This is a genomic window from Caballeronia sp. ATUFL_F1_KS39, from assembly GCF_023630985.1.
In the GTDB taxonomy this organism is placed as follows: domain Bacteria; phylum Pseudomonadota; class Gammaproteobacteria; order Burkholderiales; family Burkholderiaceae; genus Caballeronia; species Caballeronia zhejiangensis.
Genome location: NZ_JALQDZ010000058.1, coordinates 1 through 20,754 on the forward strand (window position 1 = coordinate 1; position 20,754 = coordinate 20,754).

The following is a 20,754-nucleotide window of genomic DNA, read 5'->3' on the forward strand; positions in this document are numbered from 1 at the left end:
TTGGCGATGCCGCGGTTGATGAGGGCCTCTATCACCTTGTTGGTCGGCGCATTGGGCAGTGCGATTGCGGCGGTGTAATCGGCGATCGCCCCGTCGGTATCACCTTCGATGTCACCGAGCTGGCCTTTGTTAAAAGCGCGGCTAACGAGCGCTCGCGCGACTTGTTTGGTCGGGGCACCGGGTAGCGCGATTGCGGCAGTGTAATCAACGATTGCCCCGTCAGCGTCGCCGCCTTGGTCCTTTTGAAGGCCACGGTTGACGAATGCCGCTGCCACTTGTTCTGCTGGGGCGTCAGACATGGTGATGGCGGCGGTATAGTCGTCAGTCGCCCCGTCGGGCTCGCCATGTCGCTGCCTAGCCATACCGCGGTTGACGAGAGCCTCCGCTACGCGCTCGGACGGTGCGTTGGGTAGAGTAATTGCAGCGGTGTAGTCGGCGACCTCTCCGTCGGAATCGCCCAACTTGGCCTTCACGAGGCCGCGGTTGACGAGTGCTCGAGCGACTGACTCAACTGGCGCGTTGGACAATGCAATGGCGAGGGTGAAATCGTCGATCGCCCCAATAGGGTTACCCTGTTTGTGCTTTAAACAGCCAAGATTAACAAATGCTTGTGCGATCGGCTCCGCCGGTGCATTGGGCAGCGCGATAGTAGCGGCGTAGTCAGCAATTGCCTGGTCGACGTCGCCTCGCTGTTCGTTTGTAACCCCGCGATTGAATAGGGACCATGTTAACCACTCGGCCGGCACGCGAGGACCAGCGCGATCCGCCGCTGGCTGACTTTCGCGACCAACTCGGTCAGGGAAAGCGCCTCATCATAGGCCAAGGGGGCGAGCTGTAGGCCGCCGCTCAGCAGCTCCTCCTGAGCTTTCGCCAAGCCATCGAAGGCTGCGCGGACCACGCCCGCGACCGGCATCTGTTTGCCGACGAGCTTTTCAATAGCCCACCCACCATCTGGCCGATGCGCGGGACGAGATTGTCCTTGTGCTGTTCCCACAAGATGATCGCTTGTTCTCGCATGGCGCTGTCCGCCAGCCAGCGCGCATATAGATTCGACACCGCGTAGAGCAAATGGCTGGTCTCCGTGCCCTTCGACTCGTGATATCCGACCAGGAACTGGCCTTCCTCCTCAAGCAAACGCGCGACTTCGGTCAGCGTCCAGGTTTTGCCCATCAATGGTCGGGCGGCGACCGCTGTGAGCCCACGTTGTCGGGCGCGGTTGGTTACGCGATGAGATCCGCCATCCGCCCAAACAGCCGCTCGCGCCGATCGGAAAAGGGCACCCTCATCTTATTTCTCCGTTCGTGCACTGGAAAAGTTGTTTCGAAAGAGTTTTGGCCGATCAGAGTCATCGTTTGAGTGTAGTTGCCAGGCCTGAATTCGGTGGAACGGATTGGCTTGTCAAGCCTGATAACGTCTATTATCGGGATAGCGTTTCAGGGGTAGAATCCTCGAATTCACATTTACAAGAGAGGACAGAGGGCCGTGGGACAAGGCGCAGAGGACTTTCCGTCTGATGACGGCGACGGCGATCGCGACGGCTTCGGCGAACCCGAGCGCTGGCCCAACGAGGCGCCGACCGCGGCGGTCGCGCGCGTGGTGCTCGAACTCGACGAAGCCATTACCTTGAAACGCAGGGCGGCCGCGGCGTCGCTGACCGCCCACGGCGATGCGGTGCCGCTGCTGCCGGTCAAACCGTCCCGGCTCGAACTGGCGGTCATCATCGCACTGGCCGAAACCTATGGCGCGGCGCTCAGCTCCCTGCCGCGCTTCCTGCCGGTGCTCGACTTCATCGCCGACGATGGGGCGGTCAAGCTGGTGCAGCGCGTGATGTACGGCGCGCGGCCCACGACGGATTTTGATGTGACCGCGTATGCCGCGGAGAATGCGCGCTTGGCGGAGCTGATGCGCGAGGCCCGCACCGCGTTCGAATTCCTGTGCGCTACCTGGCCCGAGGCGTTCATGGCGCAGGCCAGCGAGGCGCTCGCGCAACTCGGCTTGCCCCGGCTGCGCGCACCGGCGGCGCCGCGGAAGCCGCCGCCGGCTGTGCCCCCGCTCGAATCGGATGACGGAGAACGCGACGATGGCTGAGCGCGTCATCGCCGCCCGGGCCACCCAAAAAGCACGCCCCGATGCTGCCCCGGAAAAGCTCACCCAAAAATCGACGCGTCCCCCGGAAAAGCTCACCGAGTCACCCGCGCTTGAGCGGCGCTACACGAGCAAGGACTTCACCGCGCTGCGCGCGTACGTGCAGCGCATCCCGCCCGCGGTGATCGCGCGCACCTACTACGACCGGGACGACGATGCGCACGCGGCCACGCCCGGCGCGATGGAGCGGTATCTCACCACCATGCTCGACGCGCTGGTGGCGCTGGCGCTGGCGCACGGCTCGACCACGCTCGCCAATCACCTGCGTGCGTCGATCCGCCAGCACGGGCGGCCGTTGCTCACCGCGGTGACGTTTCGGATGGTCACCGAGGCGGCGCAACTGGCGGCGCTGCCGCCGCGGGCCGACCACCCGATCGGCGCCTGGCTGCGTCCGCGCGTGGCGCGACGCCTGAAAGGCGAGGGGCTGGCGACGCTCGGCGACCTGGTCGCGTTCTGCAACCGGCGCGGCGGCAGCTGGTGGCGCTCGATCCCGCGCGTCGGCCCGGGCCGGGCGCGAGCCATCGTCAGTTGGTTACGCAGGCAGCAGGCATCCCTGCAACTAACGATCGATGCCGACGTCCACTCTAATGAAAGAGACGGCGTGCCGTTGATCGCGGCCGAACTGGTCGAGGTGGTGCCGGCTGCCAAGATGACGGAAAGCGGCACAGGCGGCGGTCCAAGCGCCCCAGAGTCTGCAAGCCGGCTGACCTTGGCGCCGCTCGAGCGTCTCGCCGTGCCGCACGCGCTCTCCGGCGCCGCGGGCGAAAACCGCGCGGCCGCCTTCTGTTATATCCGGGCGAACCACGATCTCGATGCGATGCGCGCGTATCTGAACCGCTTTCGCGATCAGCCTAAAACGCTGCGGGCGTACACCAAGGAGCTCGAACGCTTCCTGTTATGGGCGGTCGTCTTGCGCGGCAAGGCGCTTAGTGATCTGCGCGTGGACGATTGCGAGGCCTACAAGGACTTTTTGAAAAGCCCCGATCCGCGCTTCGTCGGCGAGCGTTTCCCGCGGCACTCGCCGCGCTGGCGACCCTTCGCCTTGTCCGACTCCTCTGCGGCCGCCGACGGTCAGGCATCACTGTCCGCGACGCTTTCACCCGAATCGCAGCGCTATACCGTTCGAGTACTGCGCACGGCGTTCACCTGGTGGGTGGACGTCCGCTATCTCGCCGGCAATCCGTGGAAGGCGGTCAACGATCCGATGGTGGTCAAGCGGGAACGCGCGATGAAGATCGAACGCGCCTTGCCGGCCGATCTGTGGCGCAAGCTGCGCGATGAGCTCGAATGGCGGTCGGAAGAGCAGGGCGCTGTTCAATGGCGCGCGGTGCGAGCAGCGATTCTGTTGATGGGCGATTCGGGTTTGCGGCGGGAAGAAGCCGCAAGCGCCCGGCGCGCAGATCTGCGCCCTTCATCCTTTGGAACGCCGGAGCGACCCGTCTGGGAGCTAACGATCGTCGGCAAGGGCCAGCGAGAACGCACGGTGCCTGTGAGCGCCGCGACGCTCAACGCGTTGCGCGCGCATTGGCTCGATCGGGCTAAAGATTTTGACGGGGCGACCGAAGAAGATGAACAGAGCGGGCCGCTGTTGAGCCCCATCGTCATTCCGTGGACTGACGCGTCACGCCGGCGACATCGGGCGGGGCAGGGCGCCGAGGGCGGGGAGGGGCAGCCTGTGAAAGAGGCGGGCTACACCGCCGACGGACTCAATCGGCTGATTAGTCGAATGGTCACCGAACTGGTCGAGACGATGGATGGGTTGAGCCTTGATGAACGCGTGAGGCTCGGGCAGTCGAATGCCCATGCGTTCCGCCATACATTCGGCACCCAGTCCGTCGCGCATGAAGTCCCGGTGGATGTCGTGCAGAAGGTGCTCGGTCACGCGTCGCTGCAAACGACGACCATTTATGTCCAGGCCGAAAAGCAGCGCGTGGTGGAAGAGGTGGCTCGCTACTATGCCGGCGCCGCCGGGCATAAGACGGGGCAGTGAGCAGCAGCGCAGTCGGCGCTGCACGCCTCACTGACAAAACGAATCACTTTCCGGCGCTTTCTCGTGCATTTGCGCCGGAACACAGGAAAAACACGATAACGGATAAAGAAATCAACCTGCGCGCCGGACTGGCGGCGTTCTCCGATGTGGACTGCGTGGTCGCCGTGAACCTCGATCAGTTTGATCCGTTGAACTCGCGCGGTGATCTGATCAAGCTGCTGGTCGAGACCGGCATCTCGTTTTCACGTCCCGGCGACGGTGTTATTGCCGCTGAGGACGGGAGCACCCATGTGGATATCATTATTAAACGCGATGATGTCGTGAGCGCCGCTGCGCGAGCGGCGTGTGAACTAGCCGCAAGCTGGATCGATGACAGCGACCTGCAGGCGTGGAGAGTCGCTACGGGGCGATTCTCACGCTGAATGACGTGAAGCCATGCGTTCGCTTCACGTAAAATATGCATCGGAACTAAATTTGAAAAATCAAGACATGGCGCTGCGTTCAGTTGCATTTCAACCTTCCCTCGAAGGCACGTCTTTGCTTGACGATGCTGTCGCCGATATGGCGGCCGCTGGCGTCGAAGAGCGCGGGGCCGTCTTCACACGGCGCGAAGTCGTCGACTTCATTCTCGATTTAGCGGGATACACGGCTGACCAGCCGCTGCATCAAATGCGGGTGCTTGAGCCGTCTATGGGTGAAGGCGACTTTCTTGGCCCCGTCATAGACCGTCTGTTGGAGGCCTACAAGCGTGATGTTCCTCATGGCAATCCGCTCGAGGATCTCGGTGATTGCATTCTCGCGGTTGAGCTGCATCAGGCAAGCTACACGAAGACTTGGCGGCAGGTTGCAGCGCAGCTTAGGGACAAAGGTGTATCGACGAAACAAAGCGCCGGCCTCGCGGATCGATGGTTGAAGCAAGGCGACTTTCTGTTGCTCGACCACGAGCGGGCGTTTACGCACGTCATTGGCAATCCGCCTTACGTCCGTCAGGAAATGATCCCAGACGTTTTGATGGCCGAGTACCGTCGCCGATACCACACGATTTACGACCGGGCTGATATCTATATCCCCTTCATCGAACAGTCGCTTTCGCTGCTTGCTCCGGGTGGTACGCTCGGTTTCATCTGCGCCGATCGCTGGTTGAAGAACCGCTATGGCGGCCCGCTTCGACGCTACGTTGCCGAGAACTTCCACCTCCGGCATTTCGTAGACATGGTGGATACCGACGCCTTCACCTCAGACGTGATCGCCTATCCCGGCATCGTCGTTATCAGCCGTGAAAAAAGCGGCCCGACGCGCGTGGCTGCAAAACCGGCTATCGACGCTGCTGAACTGCAAAGCCTCGCCAAATCCATGACCCGGCAAAGGCTAGGCAAGGACAAGCGCGTCACAGAGGTGGCGAGAGTTGCCGATGGCGCCGAACCCTGGATGCTTGAAGCGCCCGCCCAGCTCGATCTGGTCCGTCGCATTGAGGCGGAGTATCCAACCGTGGAGGAGGCGGGCTGCAAGGTCGGAATTGGCGTCGCCACGGGCGCGGACCAAGTGTTCATCGGCCCTTATGACGATCTCGACGTCGAACCTGACCGCAAGGTGCCTCTCGCCATGACCCGCGACATTCTCAACGGCACGGTGCAATGGCGTGGTTTCGGCGTCATCAATCCGTTCGGGCCTGATGGGAAGCTGGTTCCGCTTGGCAACTATCCGAAGCTGGCCGCCTATTTCCAGCGACATGGCGCAGCTGTCAAAGCACGACATGTGTCGAAAAAGAACCCCCAAGGCTGGTATCGGACGATCGACCGCATCTATCCCGAACTTACTGCCGTGCCGAAACTGCTCATTCCCGACATCAAGGGGGAGGCCCATATCGTGTATGAGTCCGGCAAGCTGTACCCGCATCACAATCTGTATTTCGTGACCTCAACCGAATGGGATCTGCAGGCGCTCCAAGCGGTCCTGCTATCCGACGTTACCCGCACCTTTATCTCACTTTATTCAACAAAGATGCGCGGAGGTTTTTTGCGGTTTCAGGCTCAATATCTCCGCCGCTTGCGTATACCACACTGGAACAACGTGTCTAAGCCATTAAGAACGGCCCTCATCAAGGCCGCGAAATCTCGCGACGTGGAAGCGTGCAACGAAGCGGCTGCGGAGCTCTATAAATTGACGGCGGTTGACCGCTTGGCGCTTAGCGTTACTTCGCAGGTAGCCGATGCCGCTTGATCTCGCTGATTACGAACGAAAAGCGCGTGAGGCCACGATGGCCTTTTGGGGAAATCGGCAAAAGGCGCTTGAGGCGAAAATTGCGGCCGGTACGACAGACGTAGGGGAACGTGGCGCTGTTACGGCTGGCAACACGATGGACGGCTTCGTCGCGCTCATTATCGATCTAGTTCATGCCAACGGACTCGGTCATGCTTCGATTTATCGCAACCGGGCAGCCCTGACGCTGCCCGGATTCTTTCGGCCGACCAAACTCTGGGACGTGTTGGTTATTCAGGACAAGCGGCTGGTCGCGGCGGTTGAGATGAAAAGCCACGTGGGTCCCTCCTTTGGCAACAACGCGAATAACCGGGCAGAGGAGGCAATTGGCACAGCGCACGATTTTTGGACGGCATACCGGGACGGCGCTTTCGGGAATCAACCCAAGCCATTCGTCGGCTGGCTGGCCATGATCGAAGACGCTGAAAAATCTCGCCGGCCTGGCAAGCGAGAGGCGTCACAGCATTTTCCCGTGTTCCCGGAATTCAAAAACGCCTCGTACTTGCAACGGTATGATCTTCTCTGCCAGAAGCTGGTGAAGGAAAACCTGTATTCCGCCGCCTGTACTTTGGCCTCGCCGCGCGAGGCGGTTACGACCGGCGAATTCACCGATATGTCCGAGCTGTCCAGCTTGCGATCGTTTATCGCCAGTTTCGCCGGGCATATTGCGGCCGAAGCGGCAAGGTAAGGCCGGGCTTCAAAACGTTTTTACCAATTCGCTAGTAAAAAACAAGCATGGACGGAATAACAAGCATAGTAACCCAGCTGCACGAGGCGACCCTGAACGGCAAGCTAAGCGAGGCGACGGTGTTGACTCTTGCCGCCGACCCCGCACTGGTGAACGAATGCGAGGTTCTCGATTTCAAGCGCCAGTTGCCCACGACCGACGCCGAATACGCAAAATTGATTCGTGACTTGGTCGCGCTTCACAATTCGTATGGCGGCTTTGTTGTTATTGGTATTGCTGAAACTGAGAAAGACCGTGGATTCGAATTGGTCGGCGTCGAGCCGAACGTTCTTCAGATCAACAAGATCCGGGACAACGTTCGGGCGTACTGCGAGGTCGACATCAGAGTGCAAGTCAATTCGATCATCGTTTCTGGTAATTTACTGGAAGCCGTTTGGGTCGCAAAGCGGGGGCAGGGCGAACGTCCAGTTCGTTTCGTCCGCAACGGACCAGATGATAAGCCCGGCAAGCCGTCGTTCAAGAAAGGAGACGTTGTCTTCCGGCGAATCGAGAGTAACGCCATCGCACAAAGAGCTGAGGACTATGATTTCCTTTTCTCGGCACGAAACCCGCCATCCTTGATCGTTCCCAAAGCCACCGCAAGCGCCGGGGAAATCATCGAGAACAATCTTCCTGACCGTTCGCTGATTTGTCCCAAATTCGTCGGGCGAAAGAACGATATTGGCGAACTGTGGGCTTGGTTGGACGACGACTTCTCGCGCGTGCGTCTGATAGCGGGAGAGGGCGGCTTGGGAAAAACCAGTCTGGCCTACAGATTCTCCGAAGAACTATCCGTGAGGCAGACAAAACCATTCCTAAAGGTCGTCTGGCTAACCGCGAAGAAAAAGCAATTCATTGCTGCGAAAGACGAATTCCACGAGGCGACTCACGTGGACTTTGATGACGCAGCATCGCTGTTCCGAGCCATCGGAACAGCTCTTGGTTGCAATGAGGGCGATTTTTCCAGTCTTGATGCCAGGGCGTCGATGCAGACTGCCATTGAAAGCTGCTCACTGATTTCAAGCTTTGTAGTTGTCGATGATATCGACTCGCTCAGCCAGGATGATCAGCTTCGGGCTCTTGAGTTTGGAATGCGTGCACCGCCGGGAACAAAATTGCTCTTGACAACAAGAGTCAACTTCTCGTACTCACCTGACAACGTACTCAAGCTCGACGGTCTCGAAAGCGCAGAATTCAAGGACTATGTCGTTGTACTAAGAGATCGATACAGACTCCCAGCTATCAATGATTCGAAAATTGAACATTTACGGGATGTAACTGGCGGTTCTCCGTTGTACACCGATTCCTTGATTCGCCTCGAACGTAGAGGCATGTCGCTTGATAAGGCGATGGTCCAATGGAAAGGGGAGCGTGGTCTCGAAGTGCGCAAGGCGGCCTTGTCCCGAGAAGTCCAGCAGTTAAGCAGGGAGGCGAAGCGCGTCCTCTTCGTGATAAGTACGCTGAGGAACTGTAGCTACACCGAGCTTGCACAAATTGTGGACTACACAGATCAGACGTTGGGCGACGCCTTGCAGGAGTTGTCTGGCCTGTTCCTCATCAGTGCTCCGTCAATCGCGAAAGAGGCGCGATACACTGTTGAGCCGAATACAGGACTGTTAGTTATCGAACTAGCAGCGACCCTCGGTATCGACCACGCCGCACTCGTCGCCGCAACGAAACGTTCGAAGTCGGATGCGATTGGCCTCGGGCTTCAAAAGCGATCAGGGATTGTCGGTCTTGCTATTAGCGAAGCTATGGCTCAGTTGAAGGCTGGAAACAGCAAAGGGGCTTTGGAAGTGGTCACTGCCGCGTCCAAGAAGTTAAGTCGGCCCCATCCGGACCTTCTCCTAGCGGCAGGTCGTTTCAATATGAATCTACCAAATCCAAATCTCGAAGAGGCGAGTAAGGCATTCAACGAGGCGTTTAAATTGGGACAAAGGAAGCCGCTGCTGTTTGAACTATGGTTTGAAGCGGAGTCTGGGAGAGGTAGATTCGACGACTCTCTGGAAGTCGCGTCGCAAGCGCTAGGTTTGGAGCTCGACCGGCCGCGTTGGTATGAACGGCGCGCCCAGATCCGCGTTGCTCTGGCTCAGCGTGCGCGGTCACGATTTTCGAACGATGCGGCTGTCCGCGAGATCGAGGCTGCGCTGTCCGATCTCACGGCCGCGAAAAACTCAAGTTCAGGGGAGATCCAAGAGAAGCGGTTCGAGCAATTAGTGAGACAAGCAAAAACGCTGCGATCGCAGTTAATCCACAACTGAGCGCAAGTGCACCAGGAAGAACGGACCGAGGAGTGGAAATAAATTGGGATCCTCAGCTCTCAGCTAACTTTTTGCAGTCGAATCTCACGCCGATGAGGAAATCTTAAAACTTCCTGTACCACATCCTTCGCGCGACATTTCTTTATGGCATATTGCAACGGTCTTCGAGGATAGTCTGCGTTTGGGATTCATTGGACATTTTGACACTGATCTCCTTCGGACGACATTGTTCGGCGATCTGACGAAGTACTCGATGCGCCATTGCGTGCAACTCGCTTTCGAACGATGTGATGCCTCTTACGGTATGACACCGCCGAAAAGAACAATTCCACAAGCCTACACTCGGGCGTCCGATCTATTGCATCAAGGTATCGCGAACTCTGCAGTTGCTCGACTGTTTTCGTCTTTGCACGCCGGGACTGCGCAGGCTGTCAAGGATGGCGATGGATACGAAATCAACTATGCGTCTTCCAACGCGCCTGGGGACTGCCGTCGTCAACGCCTTGACTCGCGGCTCCATACAGCCGGACTGGGTCAATCAGGAGGCGGATACCGTCTACGAACGTAGACGCAAGACGCAATCACGGCCTGTACACACTGTCGCCAAACTGAAGAACCCCGCTACTGCCAAGCATTTGTTTACTGCGGCGAAAACGCCGAAGGGTTTGCGCGAGGCCGCTAACGATTTTCGTATGATGGCGCGAGCCAGTGCGGAGGGTGGCAAGCGTCTTCAAAAGCTCGCCGCATCAAAAAAGTCGCCGACGAAGGCGTCCTCATCAGGCGTCGTGAAGACTGGGACTACGGCCACGAAGACTGCAACCGCGAGAAAAAAGGCCGCTGCGAAGCGATCTACGACCGGCAAGAAGTGACGCTTACTTAGTGTCAGTTCGCCTTGAACATTAGCGCTACGGCAGGTTATCCAAGCGAGGAACTGAACAGTCGGAGACCGCTAGACCGACCACAACAGGTCCTTTGACCTTCAATGAAAGTTTCGGCTCGACGTGGCCAGGTTGCCAAGGAGCGCAGACATATCGACGAGTCGATTCGCTACAAGGTGCTTCACTTCGCCCTCTTTCTGCCAGACCCCATAGACGCCGAGGAGGGGAGCGCCGAGCGCTTCTTTTCTGAACTTCTCGACTAACGACGGCCAGACAATCACGTTGATCTGGCCGGTCTCATCCTCTAGAGTGCTTATTATAAAAGGCACACCGTTCGCCGTGCCCGGCCGCTGACGCACGGTGACAATCCCGCATGCCTTGGCAAGCCGACCGTTCGGATACGTGGCGAGGTTCGACGCCGGAAAGATCTTCTTTCGTTGAGCCGTTCGCGCAGCAACGCGACAGGGTGCCGGTTCAGTGTCAGGCCGGTCGAGCGGTAGTCGCTGACGATCTCCTGCGCCTCGTTCGGCGCGGCGAGCATCGGCAACTCCTCTTCGCGCGTCGTCGCGCGCAACAAGTCTTTGTCGGGTACCGCCGCCACCGCCTACCAGAGGGCCTCGCGTCGGTTAATGATGTCGGTTACGGCCATGCCCAATAGATGACGGATACCGAGCAAAGGTAGGAGCGCGACGCCTGCACTCGACAGGCCCTCGCTTTTGCGAGTACTTTTCGCCAGTGCACCCCGCCCCGCTTCCCGTCTTGGTAAAAACCGCACCGTTGACAACGCTAAGCTCGCCGGAAGCGTTGGACACGTCGTTCGATCATGTCAAAGTCCGTCTTTTTGGCCCCGCATACGGAACAACGCCAATCTTGAGGAACGTCCTCCCACCGCGTGCCGGGCGGAATGCCATCCTCTGGTAGCCCTTGTGACTCGTCATAAATAAACCCGCAAATCCTACATTCCCAAATTTTCATAATTCGCACCTCTACCTTTTTTGCGACTGGTCCTAATCTACTCCTTAGGAAGAGCCGCAATATGGTCGAACACGTGATTGAGTGATTGGATAAGGCCCCAACATTCGGGGGACGCCAGCGTACCGCCGTCACGGTCCAAGTACACGACGTTTGCCCACTCAGTGTTTGCCGCAAAATTGTGGTGCCTGTCATGTACAGGCATATCCCCAACAATGCTGAACACCCGCCACGGCAAATCGATGCTGATTACAACCGCCAACCAGACTAACCAGCCGCAAACTTTCACACCGCGCGAAGCATCTTCCTCGAGCAGTGGCGGCGCCGTGATGCAATAACGTGCCAGCGACAGTCGAGCGTTTCGAGACCGTGCCGATTCACCGGCGATGACGGGGGCGTTCCACTTATGTTCACAGGAAAACTGCACCAACGCCGCGATGTGATAAAGCACGGTTAGCGGGAACACACAAAGGACCATGAAGGCAATCCACTCATGACAGAGTGAAACGGTCGCCAGTAATGCGGCGGTCCATCCGACTGACATCCAGCGACGGTACGTATCGGGCGACAAGAAATTGGCCTTGAGGCGCGAGCTAAGGAACTTAGCGTGGAACTCGGGGCTGACGACTGTTCGCGCAAGCCACAGCCAGCATTCCTTTCTCGTCATCCCTGGAGCCAGGCCAAGGGACCTTAGGAACACCCAGTCGGGGTCGTTGGGACCCGCGAACACCTCCTTGTTGTGGTGCATACGCACGTGGTCGTGCTGATAACCAGCGTAGTCTTGAAGGAACAGGATGGTGCTTGTCACCTGAATGAACGCGCGGTTCATCACCTTTGATATGAAGAGGCGATTGTGTACGGCGTAGTGATTGAGTTCTACTTGGAATCTCCTCGCGCCTCCGACGATCAGGAGCCATGCAAGAAAAAGCTTAAGAAGACTAAACGTTATGTACATGATAACAATCCTCAATGGGCTAGGCCACAATGGTGCTCATGAATTGAGCGCCAATCATCATGCCCAAACCGACCGTCAAGAAGGCAACAAGGATCTTACCCTTTGGAGTGCAGGATAGGCCTAATAAAGCTGCCTGACCTGGTAACGCTTTTCCGCTTAACCATGTGATGCCTGGTTGCAACCACCGCGGGAACATGCGGTTAAGTCGCTCGCGGGGATCCTCTCGATTTTGGTCCATAGCTGCTCCAAACTGTTCAACCTCGGGAAGGCAGCTTTAAGGTAAGGCAGCTTTGCGGCCAAATCACGACAGATCCGATATGCTATCTACGGAGGGGTACGAAGGAAAACGTAGTGGAACCGCAACCTTGCATGCGATAGACGCTTTTCATACGTTTTTACGAGCCGGAGGTACCATGGTTACGCGTTGGCGGGACATTCCGGTCTTTCAAATCGGCAATCGTCAGGACATTCAACCATGGCAGACAGACCCAAGAAGCGTCCTATTGAAGCGGCACAAAGTTGGATTGGTCATGGTCCCGCCGGTTGATCTTGACGACTTTTTATCCCCGCACCAAATTGAAACATGCTCAACACAGTTCGTTCACGGCTTGAAAGGGTCTGGGAAGACCAGCCTGCTCTTGGCGAAGCGTGCGCTCCTGGACGGAGAGGTCGCGGAGCGAAAGTTGTTGTGCGTTCCAAGCGGCTTTCCATACGTTTTTTCGCCATTTATGGACGCAACGACGATCAGTTTTTCGTCGTGGGAAGCGCTAGGCTTTCATACGCGCGAAGCGTGGAAGTTTGCGTGGCTGATTCTTCTCGGCGCGTATTGTCTCAACGCTGTGGACCGTGATTTCGAAAAACTGTCTCCTTCAGCCCCATCGCTATTGAGCGTAACCTTACTTCAAATTCTGGGAGGGGCGAATTCCGAGACAAAACTCGACGAAAAAAGATGGGTAGCGTGCTTCAAACACCTCGTTGAAAATACACAGGGGAATGCCGAAGATACGCTAAGGAAGATCTATGAATCTGAAGTGCGCTCGCAACTTGCATTAGCGGTAAAGAGATTAAGACGTCAGATCTTCGTATTTGTCGACGGTATAGACGAGACGTTCTGCGGTCCAGGCGGCTCTCCCCTTCTAAAGCTCGCGAAAGAGCGCGAAATGGAGCTGCATCTGCCACAGCAAGGCCGTAACTCCGGGCTTGATCCAAACCAGCTTGCGAAAAAGATCTGGATCAACGCGCAGACCAGTTTGCTTTCCGTTTCAACAGAGCTTCTGACTGAATCTGATGGCTGGATAACACTAATCGGCTCGATGCGTTCGGAGGCGTACTTAGAAGCCAGCCACCAAGGGTCGCAGGTGGGAGGGGTTCAGAGGGCAGATATTGTAAAAGCCATTACCTACACTCACGACCACCTCGAAGCTATTTTCCGAGCGAATCTTCGCGCCGCGATGAAGATTCAGTTGGACAGACCAAGTCGTGACGATGAGATTTCTCGGTTTTTCGGGACTGCCGATCTGCACAATAATTTTAACGGTGTGAACGAACCTATTTTCCAATACGTGCGCAGGCACACGTTTGAAGAGCCGCGCGAGCTAATGCTAATCGGCGGACAGTTGTCGCATCTCCCGGAGGCTGCCCGCCGAGACTTCGATGCCGTGGCTTCAATCGTCGTCTCAAGCACGGAGATGATTCTCCTTGATTATTTTAAGTTCATGGATGAAGAGTGGGACCGTGATTTTGAAGCTACTGTCCTTCAGCATATCCCCAAAAACATACTAACGGATGACGATGCAAGAACGCTTATCGAAACAGTGGCCAACTCGGGAAATTGGCACGCTAATAATCCACTTACCTACCTCTACCGACGTGGATTACTTGGAGTCGTCAGCGAGGGACTTCTTCAGCGGTTCCAGGGACAGATTCGAATCAATTCCTTTGACAAACAAACGGTTCCGAAATCGAGCATTTTCCTAACGCACCCAGTGCTCGATCCGCTTATCGTTCGCTCCAGAGAGACAGCTGGTTTGGATAGATTTCAGGTCATTTCCGGAATTGCGATTGGCAACCGCATTTCTTGGATTCCTGGGATGCGGCTGAAAAGAATTCGGGTTACTCTAAAAGGAACGGCAGTAGATTTGGTGGTCGATGGACAGAGTGTTTCAGAATCCGGACGCGACAAGACATTTCACACTCTCGGCGACATTCCAACTGCATATTTCGTTGCGTGTCTAGTCACAATGTACCGGCATAATGTTACGGAGCCGTTGATAGTTTCTGTGGTTAATCAGTTCAGAGAGTTTGTAGACACAGGCTTAGTGACAAAAACACAACAGCGAAAAGGTCGAACGGTGGAGACGGTTCAATATCTCGAAGATATGCTGCTAGATCCAGAGAGACAGCCGGCGTTTTTTGAAACGATTAAAAATCGATTGAAGGAGTACAACATTGACAGTGCTACTCCTACTCGTTCGCTCCGCAACTCCGCTGTTGGTTTTCGTGGCGTCGATTGGTTGGATATAGATCTAACGATATGGAAGAAGTAAGTTAGAACATTGCGTGGGAATGCGAAGTCACGTCCAGATCGGGGACCTCTCCCAACAAGAGCAGTCTCAGCAAAGCAACGGACCGGTGGGAAGTCGTCTCGACCTCGACCGGCGGCTGGCCGAACGGAGTCTGACGTGGCCCATCCTGCCCGACTCACCAGCATCGCGCCGCGAAAAACCCTTAAGCGACCAACGCGATTTTAGTCTTGCGAACGCGAAGCCGCGCCCAGGCTCTTTTTTGCTCCTATGCTTAAAGCGGAGAGCGGCAAAACGGCGCGGCGTAGCGCGCTTCCGCAGACCGTGGCTCGCGTCCCCGGGTGGGATGGCAAGCCATTCGACCGTAATCGCGAGCTCAAAGCTGCGATTCGGACATGGACGATGGACGTCAAACTGCGGAGGCGACATGTTTCTGTGTTACCTGATTGACGCCGACAGCCGGTCCATAATCAAGGTGAATGATGGCTTCGACCGTGCCGCGGAGCTGACTGGCAGTGGGTGCCCTGAACTCGCCGAATTGTGGACCGATTTTGCGGACTCAACACTTGACGTTGCGTATTCGCCAGAAGCAGATGAGCAGCCGTCGTTTCGTGTACGTCTTTCCTTTCATGGGGTGACGATAGAGAAGGCGATCAGCGGAAAGGGCGTGTTAATCGCCTGTGGTGAAATCCCTCTCGAAATCGTGCAACAAATCCAGACAGAGAACGCGGTCGAGAAAATGGTCGAGTTCTCACACAGCTATATAGCCGTCGAAAGGTGGCTCAAGGGTGGTTCCAGCGTGACGCGTGCGCCGGCTCGACGCGCGGAGTCTGCCGGTCGTTTGCGCTTGCAGGAAGACCGGGACAAAGCATCTGGCAAGGGCAAGCGATGACGCGATGACTTGCGACGACGGAATCAACGTATTGATCCTGCACGGACCAGGTGACAGGGACAAGCGCGTTATAACGCCCGATCACCGGTTGTGGCCGACGCCGGCCGCAAGCTACTAAGCCCGTGCTTCGGACGCCTCGCACGGCCCAAGTGTTTGACGAAGGCGAGTCGCCGTGCGATGGCTCGACAAGCCCATGAGATTGCTCACTTGCTCGTTGGTCTTGCCGACGAGGATCTGCCGACGCCCAAACGTGTTTCTGGGCAAGCGCGGGCTCTCGTCGGCCGCCGACAAGTCAGCGCGGCCTAGCGCTACGCGGACACATTTGAGCATTTGAGCATCGTATCCGGCAGCATCGGCTTGCCGCCCGCAGTGGCTATGAAGAGCCATTGCGTCGGGGCCTGAATGCCTGAATGCGGCTGCGCGCCTTGTGATATTCCCGCAGCACGTCGACCGCGAAAGATTCGATTGGCACCCGCGGGGATTGCAGAACGCGCTGTGGCAGGCCGGCAGGCTGCCCGCGCGAACATCCGAACATAGCTGTGACAGCCTGTCGGCTGCCTTCAAGAATCTGACAGAGCAGGAGGACTTCACGAAACGTTACTCAGCGCTGCTCGACCATTACGGCATGGAGGGCACGCGCAACAATCGGGGCCTGGGTCACGAGAACGGCAGCGTGGAGTCACTGTGGAGCCCCCAGGATCTCCAACGCGCCCTGCGACAGCAGCGGCAGTGCCTTCTGGACCGTGAAGAGCGTGCCCTTCACGTTGCGGTCAAGGGTGTCGTGGTAGTGCGCTTTGGTGATATCGCCGAGCGGCACCATCGAGCGGCCGCCCGCATTGGCAAACAGGACGTCGAGCTTGCGCCCGTAATCTTCTCCCGTCGCCTCACGCTGCTCAGAAAGCCAAACCGGCGAGCGGTACGGAAGACGGACGCCGGAACAAGATGGCCGGCCATTGCTAACAACAACGCAAAAGGAAATGACCATGCCGTACGTGACAACGAAAGACAAGCTCGATTTGCGCAACGCGGTGCACATCGGTCATTCGACCGGGGGCGGCGAAGTCGCTCGCTATGTGGCGAAGCACGGCCAACCTGCAGGCCGCGCGGCCGAAGCCGTACTCGTGAGTGCCGTGCCGCCGCTGATGGTCAAGACGGACGCCAACCCCGAGAGTTTGCCGATCGAGGTATTCGATGGCTTCCGTAAGGCGCTCGCGGACAACTGGTTCATCGCAGTGAGCGGAACTTTGCAAAACAGCTATCCAAGAGGCGTTGTCCACGATCGATTCCGGCCGTGGACTTCCGACATCAACTGAGCTGGAGCAGGACTGCCCGAGCACGACAGTGCGTGGTGGACGGCGCAAAAGCTTTAGAACAGTCGACACAGCGCGGACTTCCGAGCACGGCCAGAAGCGGACGATTGCGAGCGTCGGCTTCGGATAGGCCACTCACCTTACTCCGAGCGTTGCGGGAAACCCGAGGCGTTGGCTCCTAATAGCTGCCCCCTCTTTGGAGGTCCCTAAAAGCGCTACTGGTTCAGGTACCGAATTGCATTGCGGCAGTCTTCCAGCGATATAGCAATCACGCCTTGTTCGGCAGCAACGCGGCGAAGGAGTTCGTCCATCTGGAGGGACAAGGAAAGTAACCCTTGCAACTTAGCGGGTGTGTCGAAAATCTGTCTGGAACCATCGGGCACCATCAGAGTTTTTGCATATTCGTTGTTTCGAGCCAAAGACGTCCAGATGTCGCTGGGTCTCTGCCAAGATCGAGGCCGGCGGGATTGTTGAATCCAGCGCGCATATCGGTGACGCCGGCGGCGAGTTGATTGACTCGTCGAGCCCTCATTGCCACGAAGCCATTAGTAAGACAAAGTAGATCATTCTGCTTGCATGTCAAGAAAATCGAAAGTCTGTGCGTATGCCCACCTGCTCCGCAAAATTAATCGGTTGCCGGAATGACCGTCATCGCTTACAACACTTTCATATCAAATAGGTCCTTCGGATCGCGACGACGTCAAACCGAATCCCGGTTGAACTACTAACAATAATCGCGTTGGAGGATCGATGTTTCACTGTCGCGCCGACGACACGACCACAGCGCTTTGGCGATCCATTTAACGCGCTTCCCTGGCCTTCTAATTAGATATTACCGGTTCGTCCTGGGTCTTGCCTGCCGACCAGTCATGGATCTGGACTGTTGCGGGCTCGAGCAGAGTCGAGTATCGGCTTGTCGCTCGAATCCGCCGCTTTCTGACAATTCTGCGCCTCTGACCGTGCCAACTGATCAGGAGTGTGAAGATGTCCGCTTATCAAAAGCAGGTACCGATGCGGATTCAGGCGAGAGCAGGCTCAAAGGTAGAGCAGGCGTATTTCGCGAAATCCGGACTGCCCGGACTCGACTGGCCGATGCCACGTGCCATCGCGCCCGATATTGCGCCGGCGCCGATGGAGGATCTAATTTTTCATGGCGGCAAGGTCGTGCCGCACATGGAGTTTCAGAACATCTATCTGGGCGGCACCGGTTCGTGGACGCAGAGCGATGTCCAGTTCATCGACGACACGATCCAGCATGCAATGGAGCACAAGCAGATGAACAACGTGATGCAGCAGTATTTTCCCGGAGCCAAACTAGCTTGCGAGATGCGTCCATCCATTTTTCTCAGCCAGAGCAAACCCGCCAGACTGACTGACAAGCAGATCCATGACGAGGTTATCGCGCTGCTCGAGGCGAAACACATCGCCGATCGCGATCTCGACAGCTGTCTGTTTAATCTGCTGTTGCCCGCCGGAACGGTGCTGGCGTTCGAAGACATGAGTTCGCTCGAGGGACTGGGCGGCTATCACAGTTCGCTTCATGTCAGCCGCGACGGCCACGAGCGCACGCTGTACTTCTCGGCCAACGCCTTCTCTGAAAGACTGCCTGACGGTCAGGAGAACGGCATCGTCGCGTTTGACCAGTCATGGAAAAGCGTGGTCGCGACGCTGTATCACGAGATCAACGAGTTCCGGACCGATGCCGATGTCAACGACGCAATCGAAAAAAACGATAACGATTTTCTTGGCTGGTCCTCCAGACGCGGCCGGGAAGTCGGCGATCAGCCGATCTTTCAGGCGGGCTCGAAATTGAATCAAGTCTTCAAGGAGATCAGCGATCGTCCGCGCAAGGTTCTCCTGCCGGTGCAGTTGCTCTATTCGAACGCGGTGCACGGCGCCGAAGGTCCGATTGCAAAACCGCACGCAAAAGCCGCTGAACTCGTGTGAAGCCGCGGAGCCGTCTCGAGCATGTCGTCCGGACGGCTCGTGTTCTCCAAATCAGGCTGCGGCCTGAACGCAAGGAGATCTCATGACCAACACTTCCGACAAGGCGCTTGACGCGCACTTTCCTTCATCGCATGGCAACAGCAACCGGGGTCTCGTTGCGGGCGCCTTACCCGGGGTCGCGTACGGTCGTTTCGGGAACATGCTGCCGAGCAATCCTGCCCGCCGCGTGCCGGAAGCGGCAATGCACGACCTGGCACTGGCCATGATCAAGAGCGAAGACAAGGATACGCCCATCACTGAGCGCGAGGTCGTGGACGAGAACCCGGCGCTTCCCGCCGGCTATACATACTTCGGCCAGTTCGTCGACCATGACATCACGTTCGATCCGACGCCTTTCGCGACGGCGGAACGGGATGCAATGGCGCTGACCGATTTCCGCTCGCCGGCACTGGATCTCGACAGCGTCTATGGCCGAGGTCCTGACGATCAACCTTATCTGTATGAGCCGGGCACGGTCCGGCTTCGCGTGGGCAAGGAAGTCGAGAACGGCGACGCCTCAGTGGGCACTAGGAACGACCTGTTTCGCCTGGACGACAACACGCCGTTACTTGGCGACAAGCGCAACGACGAGAACAAGATCGTCTCCCAGATTCATGGAATGTTCATCGCGTTCCATAACAAGGTGGTTGGAGACACCGCCCTGCTCAAACACTTCGGCTTTGATGCCGCGCGCCCCGACACCCGTTTTCGCGCGGCTGCGAATCTCGTGCGCTGGCATTATCAATGGGTCGTGCTGCACGACTACCTCGAGCGCATCACACAACCCGGGACCGTGAAGGAGATTCTGAACCCGGGAGGAACGCCTCTGCTCCGGCATTACCTGCATGCCGAGGCGACTTTCGCGTACATGCCCATCGAATTTTCCGGGGCGGCGTTCCGCTTCGGCCATTCGCAGGTCAGGCCCAGCTATTCGTTGAATCAAAAGGCGCTTACTCCCGTGCGATCCGGTGACCTGGGCGATCCGACCAAGGGACGCATTCCCACGTTTGCGCGTCCGGTCAAGGGCCTCCCGGTCGCGGACGGGAACTTTCAGGATCTCAACGGCTTCCCGGGGCCCGTGGTCTCGCCCTGGGGCATCGACTGGTCTTTTTTTCTCGACGGTCCGGCCCAGCCCACCTCCATCGATTCCAGACTGAAGGGCCAGCGTCAATTGCCGCAGCACTCGTATCGAATCGACGCGCTGCTGGTGAATCCGCTCGCCGACCTGCCAGAGTTTTTCAAGGACACCGATGCCGGCAAGAAGGATTCGCTGATCGGGCATCTTGCATTTCGCAATCTACTGCGCGGTCAGAACCTCGGTCTGCCGTCCGGCCAGCGTGCGGCGGCGGCGCTCGACATCGAGCCCCTGGGCGACGATGTGTTGTGGGATGCGGGCTCCTGTCGGCTCGACCAAGAGAGCCTCGACCCAGAGTTCAAGAAAGAACTCGACGAGACCCGCGAGCGACGCCGCAAGATCAAGGAGCAGTGGGTCGAACGGCATAAGGCGTTCGCCGGCAATACGCCGCTCTGGTACTACATCCTTCGGGAAGCCGAATACTTCGGCGTGGAGCGCGTGCCCAAGGACGAGGCGATCGCATTCGGCGGTCAGCATCTGGGGCCGGTCGGAAGCCGCATCGTCGCCGAAACGCTCATCGGCCTGCTCTGGCAGGACAAGAACTCGATCCTGCACGCGCATCGGCCATTCAAGCCGCTTCACGAGTTGTCGAACGGCAGAGACTTCACGCTCGCCACGCTCGCCGAGTTCGCGTTGAGTTGAGTTGAGCGACGGCCCGGTGATCGTCGATCAGGCGGCTGTCCTCACGGCTGCATGAACGGCGGAACCGGGCCCACGGGCGC

At 57.7% G+C, this 20,754-nt stretch carries 15 protein-coding genes and 3 pseudogenes; 12 read left to right on the forward strand and 6 right to left on the reverse strand.

Features of this window, described 5'->3' with window-relative positions:
• Both NCR93_RS28765 and NCR93_RS28770 read right to left on the reverse strand, forming a co-directional pair.
• The coding region (locus NCR93_RS28765; RefSeq protein WP_502799862.1) for a tetratricopeptide repeat protein at positions 1-746 on the reverse strand (746 nt) is incomplete at its 3' end.
• 100 nt (positions 747-846) lie between these two features.
• On the reverse strand, positions 847-1,170 hold the full coding sequence (locus NCR93_RS28770; protein ID WP_250532316.1) for a hypothetical protein: 324 nt from the start codon (positions 1,168-1,170) through the stop codon (positions 847-849).
• A 312-nt stretch (positions 1,171-1,482) separates the two neighbouring features.
• Between NCR93_RS28770 and NCR93_RS28775 the strand changes: the two genes are divergently transcribed.
• The 7 genes from NCR93_RS28775 to NCR93_RS28805 all read left to right on the forward strand — a co-directional run bounded on the left by NCR93_RS28775 (position 1,483) and on the right by NCR93_RS28805 (position 10,251).
• Positions 1,483-2,088, forward strand: a complete 606-nt coding sequence (locus NCR93_RS28775; protein WP_250532317.1) for a hypothetical protein — start codon at positions 1,483-1,485, stop codon at positions 2,086-2,088.
• Positions 2,081-4,135, forward strand: coding sequence for a site-specific integrase (locus NCR93_RS28780; RefSeq protein ID WP_250532318.1), 2,055 nt, complete (start codon positions 2,081-2,083; stop codon positions 4,133-4,135). Before NCR93_RS28775 ends, NCR93_RS28780 begins: the two co-directional genes overlap by 8 nt.
• Positions 4,132-4,557 (forward strand): hypothetical protein, encoded by a 426-nt coding sequence (locus NCR93_RS28785; RefSeq protein WP_250532319.1) that lies wholly within the window; start codon positions 4,132-4,134, stop codon positions 4,555-4,557. The genes NCR93_RS28780 and NCR93_RS28785 overlap by 4 nt, the downstream gene beginning before the upstream one ends.
• A 13-nt stretch (positions 4,558-4,570) precedes the next feature.
• The gene (locus NCR93_RS28790; protein WP_250532320.1) at positions 4,571-6,355 is read left to right on the forward strand and encodes an Eco57I restriction-modification methylase domain-containing protein; all 1,785 of its coding nucleotides are present in this window, start codon (positions 4,571-4,573) and stop codon (positions 6,353-6,355) included.
• A complete protein-coding gene (locus NCR93_RS28795; RefSeq protein ID WP_250532321.1) occupies positions 6,345-7,082 on the forward strand; it encodes a PaeR7I family type II restriction endonuclease in 738 nt (245 codons plus the stop codon). Before NCR93_RS28790 ends, NCR93_RS28795 begins: the two co-directional genes overlap by 11 nt.
• A 47-nt stretch (positions 7,083-7,129) precedes the next feature.
• The gene (locus NCR93_RS28800) at positions 7,130-9,382 is read left to right on the forward strand and encodes an ATP-binding protein (protein WP_250532322.1); all 2,253 of its coding nucleotides are present in this window, start codon (positions 7,130-7,132) and stop codon (positions 9,380-9,382) included.
• A 443-nt stretch (positions 9,383-9,825) separates the two neighbouring features.
• The gene (locus NCR93_RS28805; RefSeq protein ID WP_250532323.1) at positions 9,826-10,251 is read left to right on the forward strand and encodes a hypothetical protein; all 426 of its coding nucleotides are present in this window, start codon (positions 9,826-9,828) and stop codon (positions 10,249-10,251) included.
• Between the two features lie 110 nt (positions 10,252-10,361).
• On the opposite strand, the pseudogene NCR93_RS28810 reads toward NCR93_RS28805, so the two are convergent.
• From NCR93_RS28810 to NCR93_RS28820, 3 genes and pseudogenes are all read right to left on the reverse strand, one after another.
• Positions 10,362-10,888: pseudogene (locus NCR93_RS28810) on the reverse strand (error-prone DNA polymerase); the annotation flags it as partial.
• Positions 10,889-11,046: 158 nt separating this feature from the next.
• Positions 11,047-11,235, reverse strand: coding sequence for a rubredoxin (locus NCR93_RS28815; RefSeq protein WP_250532324.1), 189 nt, complete (start codon positions 11,233-11,235; stop codon positions 11,047-11,049).
• Between the two features lie 37 nt (positions 11,236-11,272).
• The gene (locus tag NCR93_RS28820; protein ID WP_250532325.1) at positions 11,273-12,187 is read right to left on the reverse strand and encodes a fatty acid desaturase; all 915 of its coding nucleotides are present in this window, start codon (positions 12,185-12,187) and stop codon (positions 11,273-11,275) included.
• 413 nt (positions 12,188-12,600) lie between these two features.
• Here NCR93_RS28820 and NCR93_RS28825 point away from each other — a divergent pair, with 413 nt between their 5' ends.
• Both NCR93_RS28825 and NCR93_RS28830 read left to right on the forward strand, forming a co-directional pair.
• Complete coding sequence (locus NCR93_RS28825; protein WP_250532326.1) at positions 12,601-14,733, forward strand: hypothetical protein; 2,133 nt, start codon at positions 12,601-12,603, stop codon at positions 14,731-14,733.
• A 403-nt stretch (positions 14,734-15,136) separates the two neighbouring features.
• Positions 15,137-15,601: a hypothetical protein gene (locus tag NCR93_RS28830; RefSeq protein WP_250532327.1), complete on the forward strand. Its 465-nt coding sequence runs from the start codon at positions 15,137-15,139 to the stop codon at positions 15,599-15,601.
• Between the two features lie 694 nt (positions 15,602-16,295).
• Here NCR93_RS28830 and NCR93_RS28840 read toward each other — a convergent pair.
• Positions 16,296-16,475, reverse strand: a pseudogene (locus NCR93_RS28840) (SDR family NAD(P)-dependent oxidoreductase); the annotation flags it as partial.
• A gap of 130 nt (positions 16,476-16,605) precedes the next feature.
• Between NCR93_RS28840 and NCR93_RS28845 the strand changes: the two are divergent.
• The 3 genes and pseudogenes from NCR93_RS28845 to NCR93_RS28855 all read left to right on the forward strand — a co-directional run.
• Positions 16,606-16,821, forward strand: a pseudogene (locus NCR93_RS28845) (alpha/beta fold hydrolase); the annotation flags it as partial.
• Between the two features lie 1,074 nt (positions 16,822-17,895).
• Complete coding sequence (locus NCR93_RS28850) at positions 17,896-18,858, forward strand: hypothetical protein (RefSeq protein WP_250532328.1); 963 nt, start codon at positions 17,896-17,898, stop codon at positions 18,856-18,858.
• 82 nt (positions 18,859-18,940) lie between these two features.
• Positions 18,941-20,674, forward strand: a complete 1,734-nt coding sequence (locus NCR93_RS28855; RefSeq protein WP_250532329.1) for a peroxidase family protein — start codon at positions 18,941-18,943, stop codon at positions 20,672-20,674.
• The last annotated feature ends 80 nt before the right edge of the window (positions 20,675-20,754 follow it).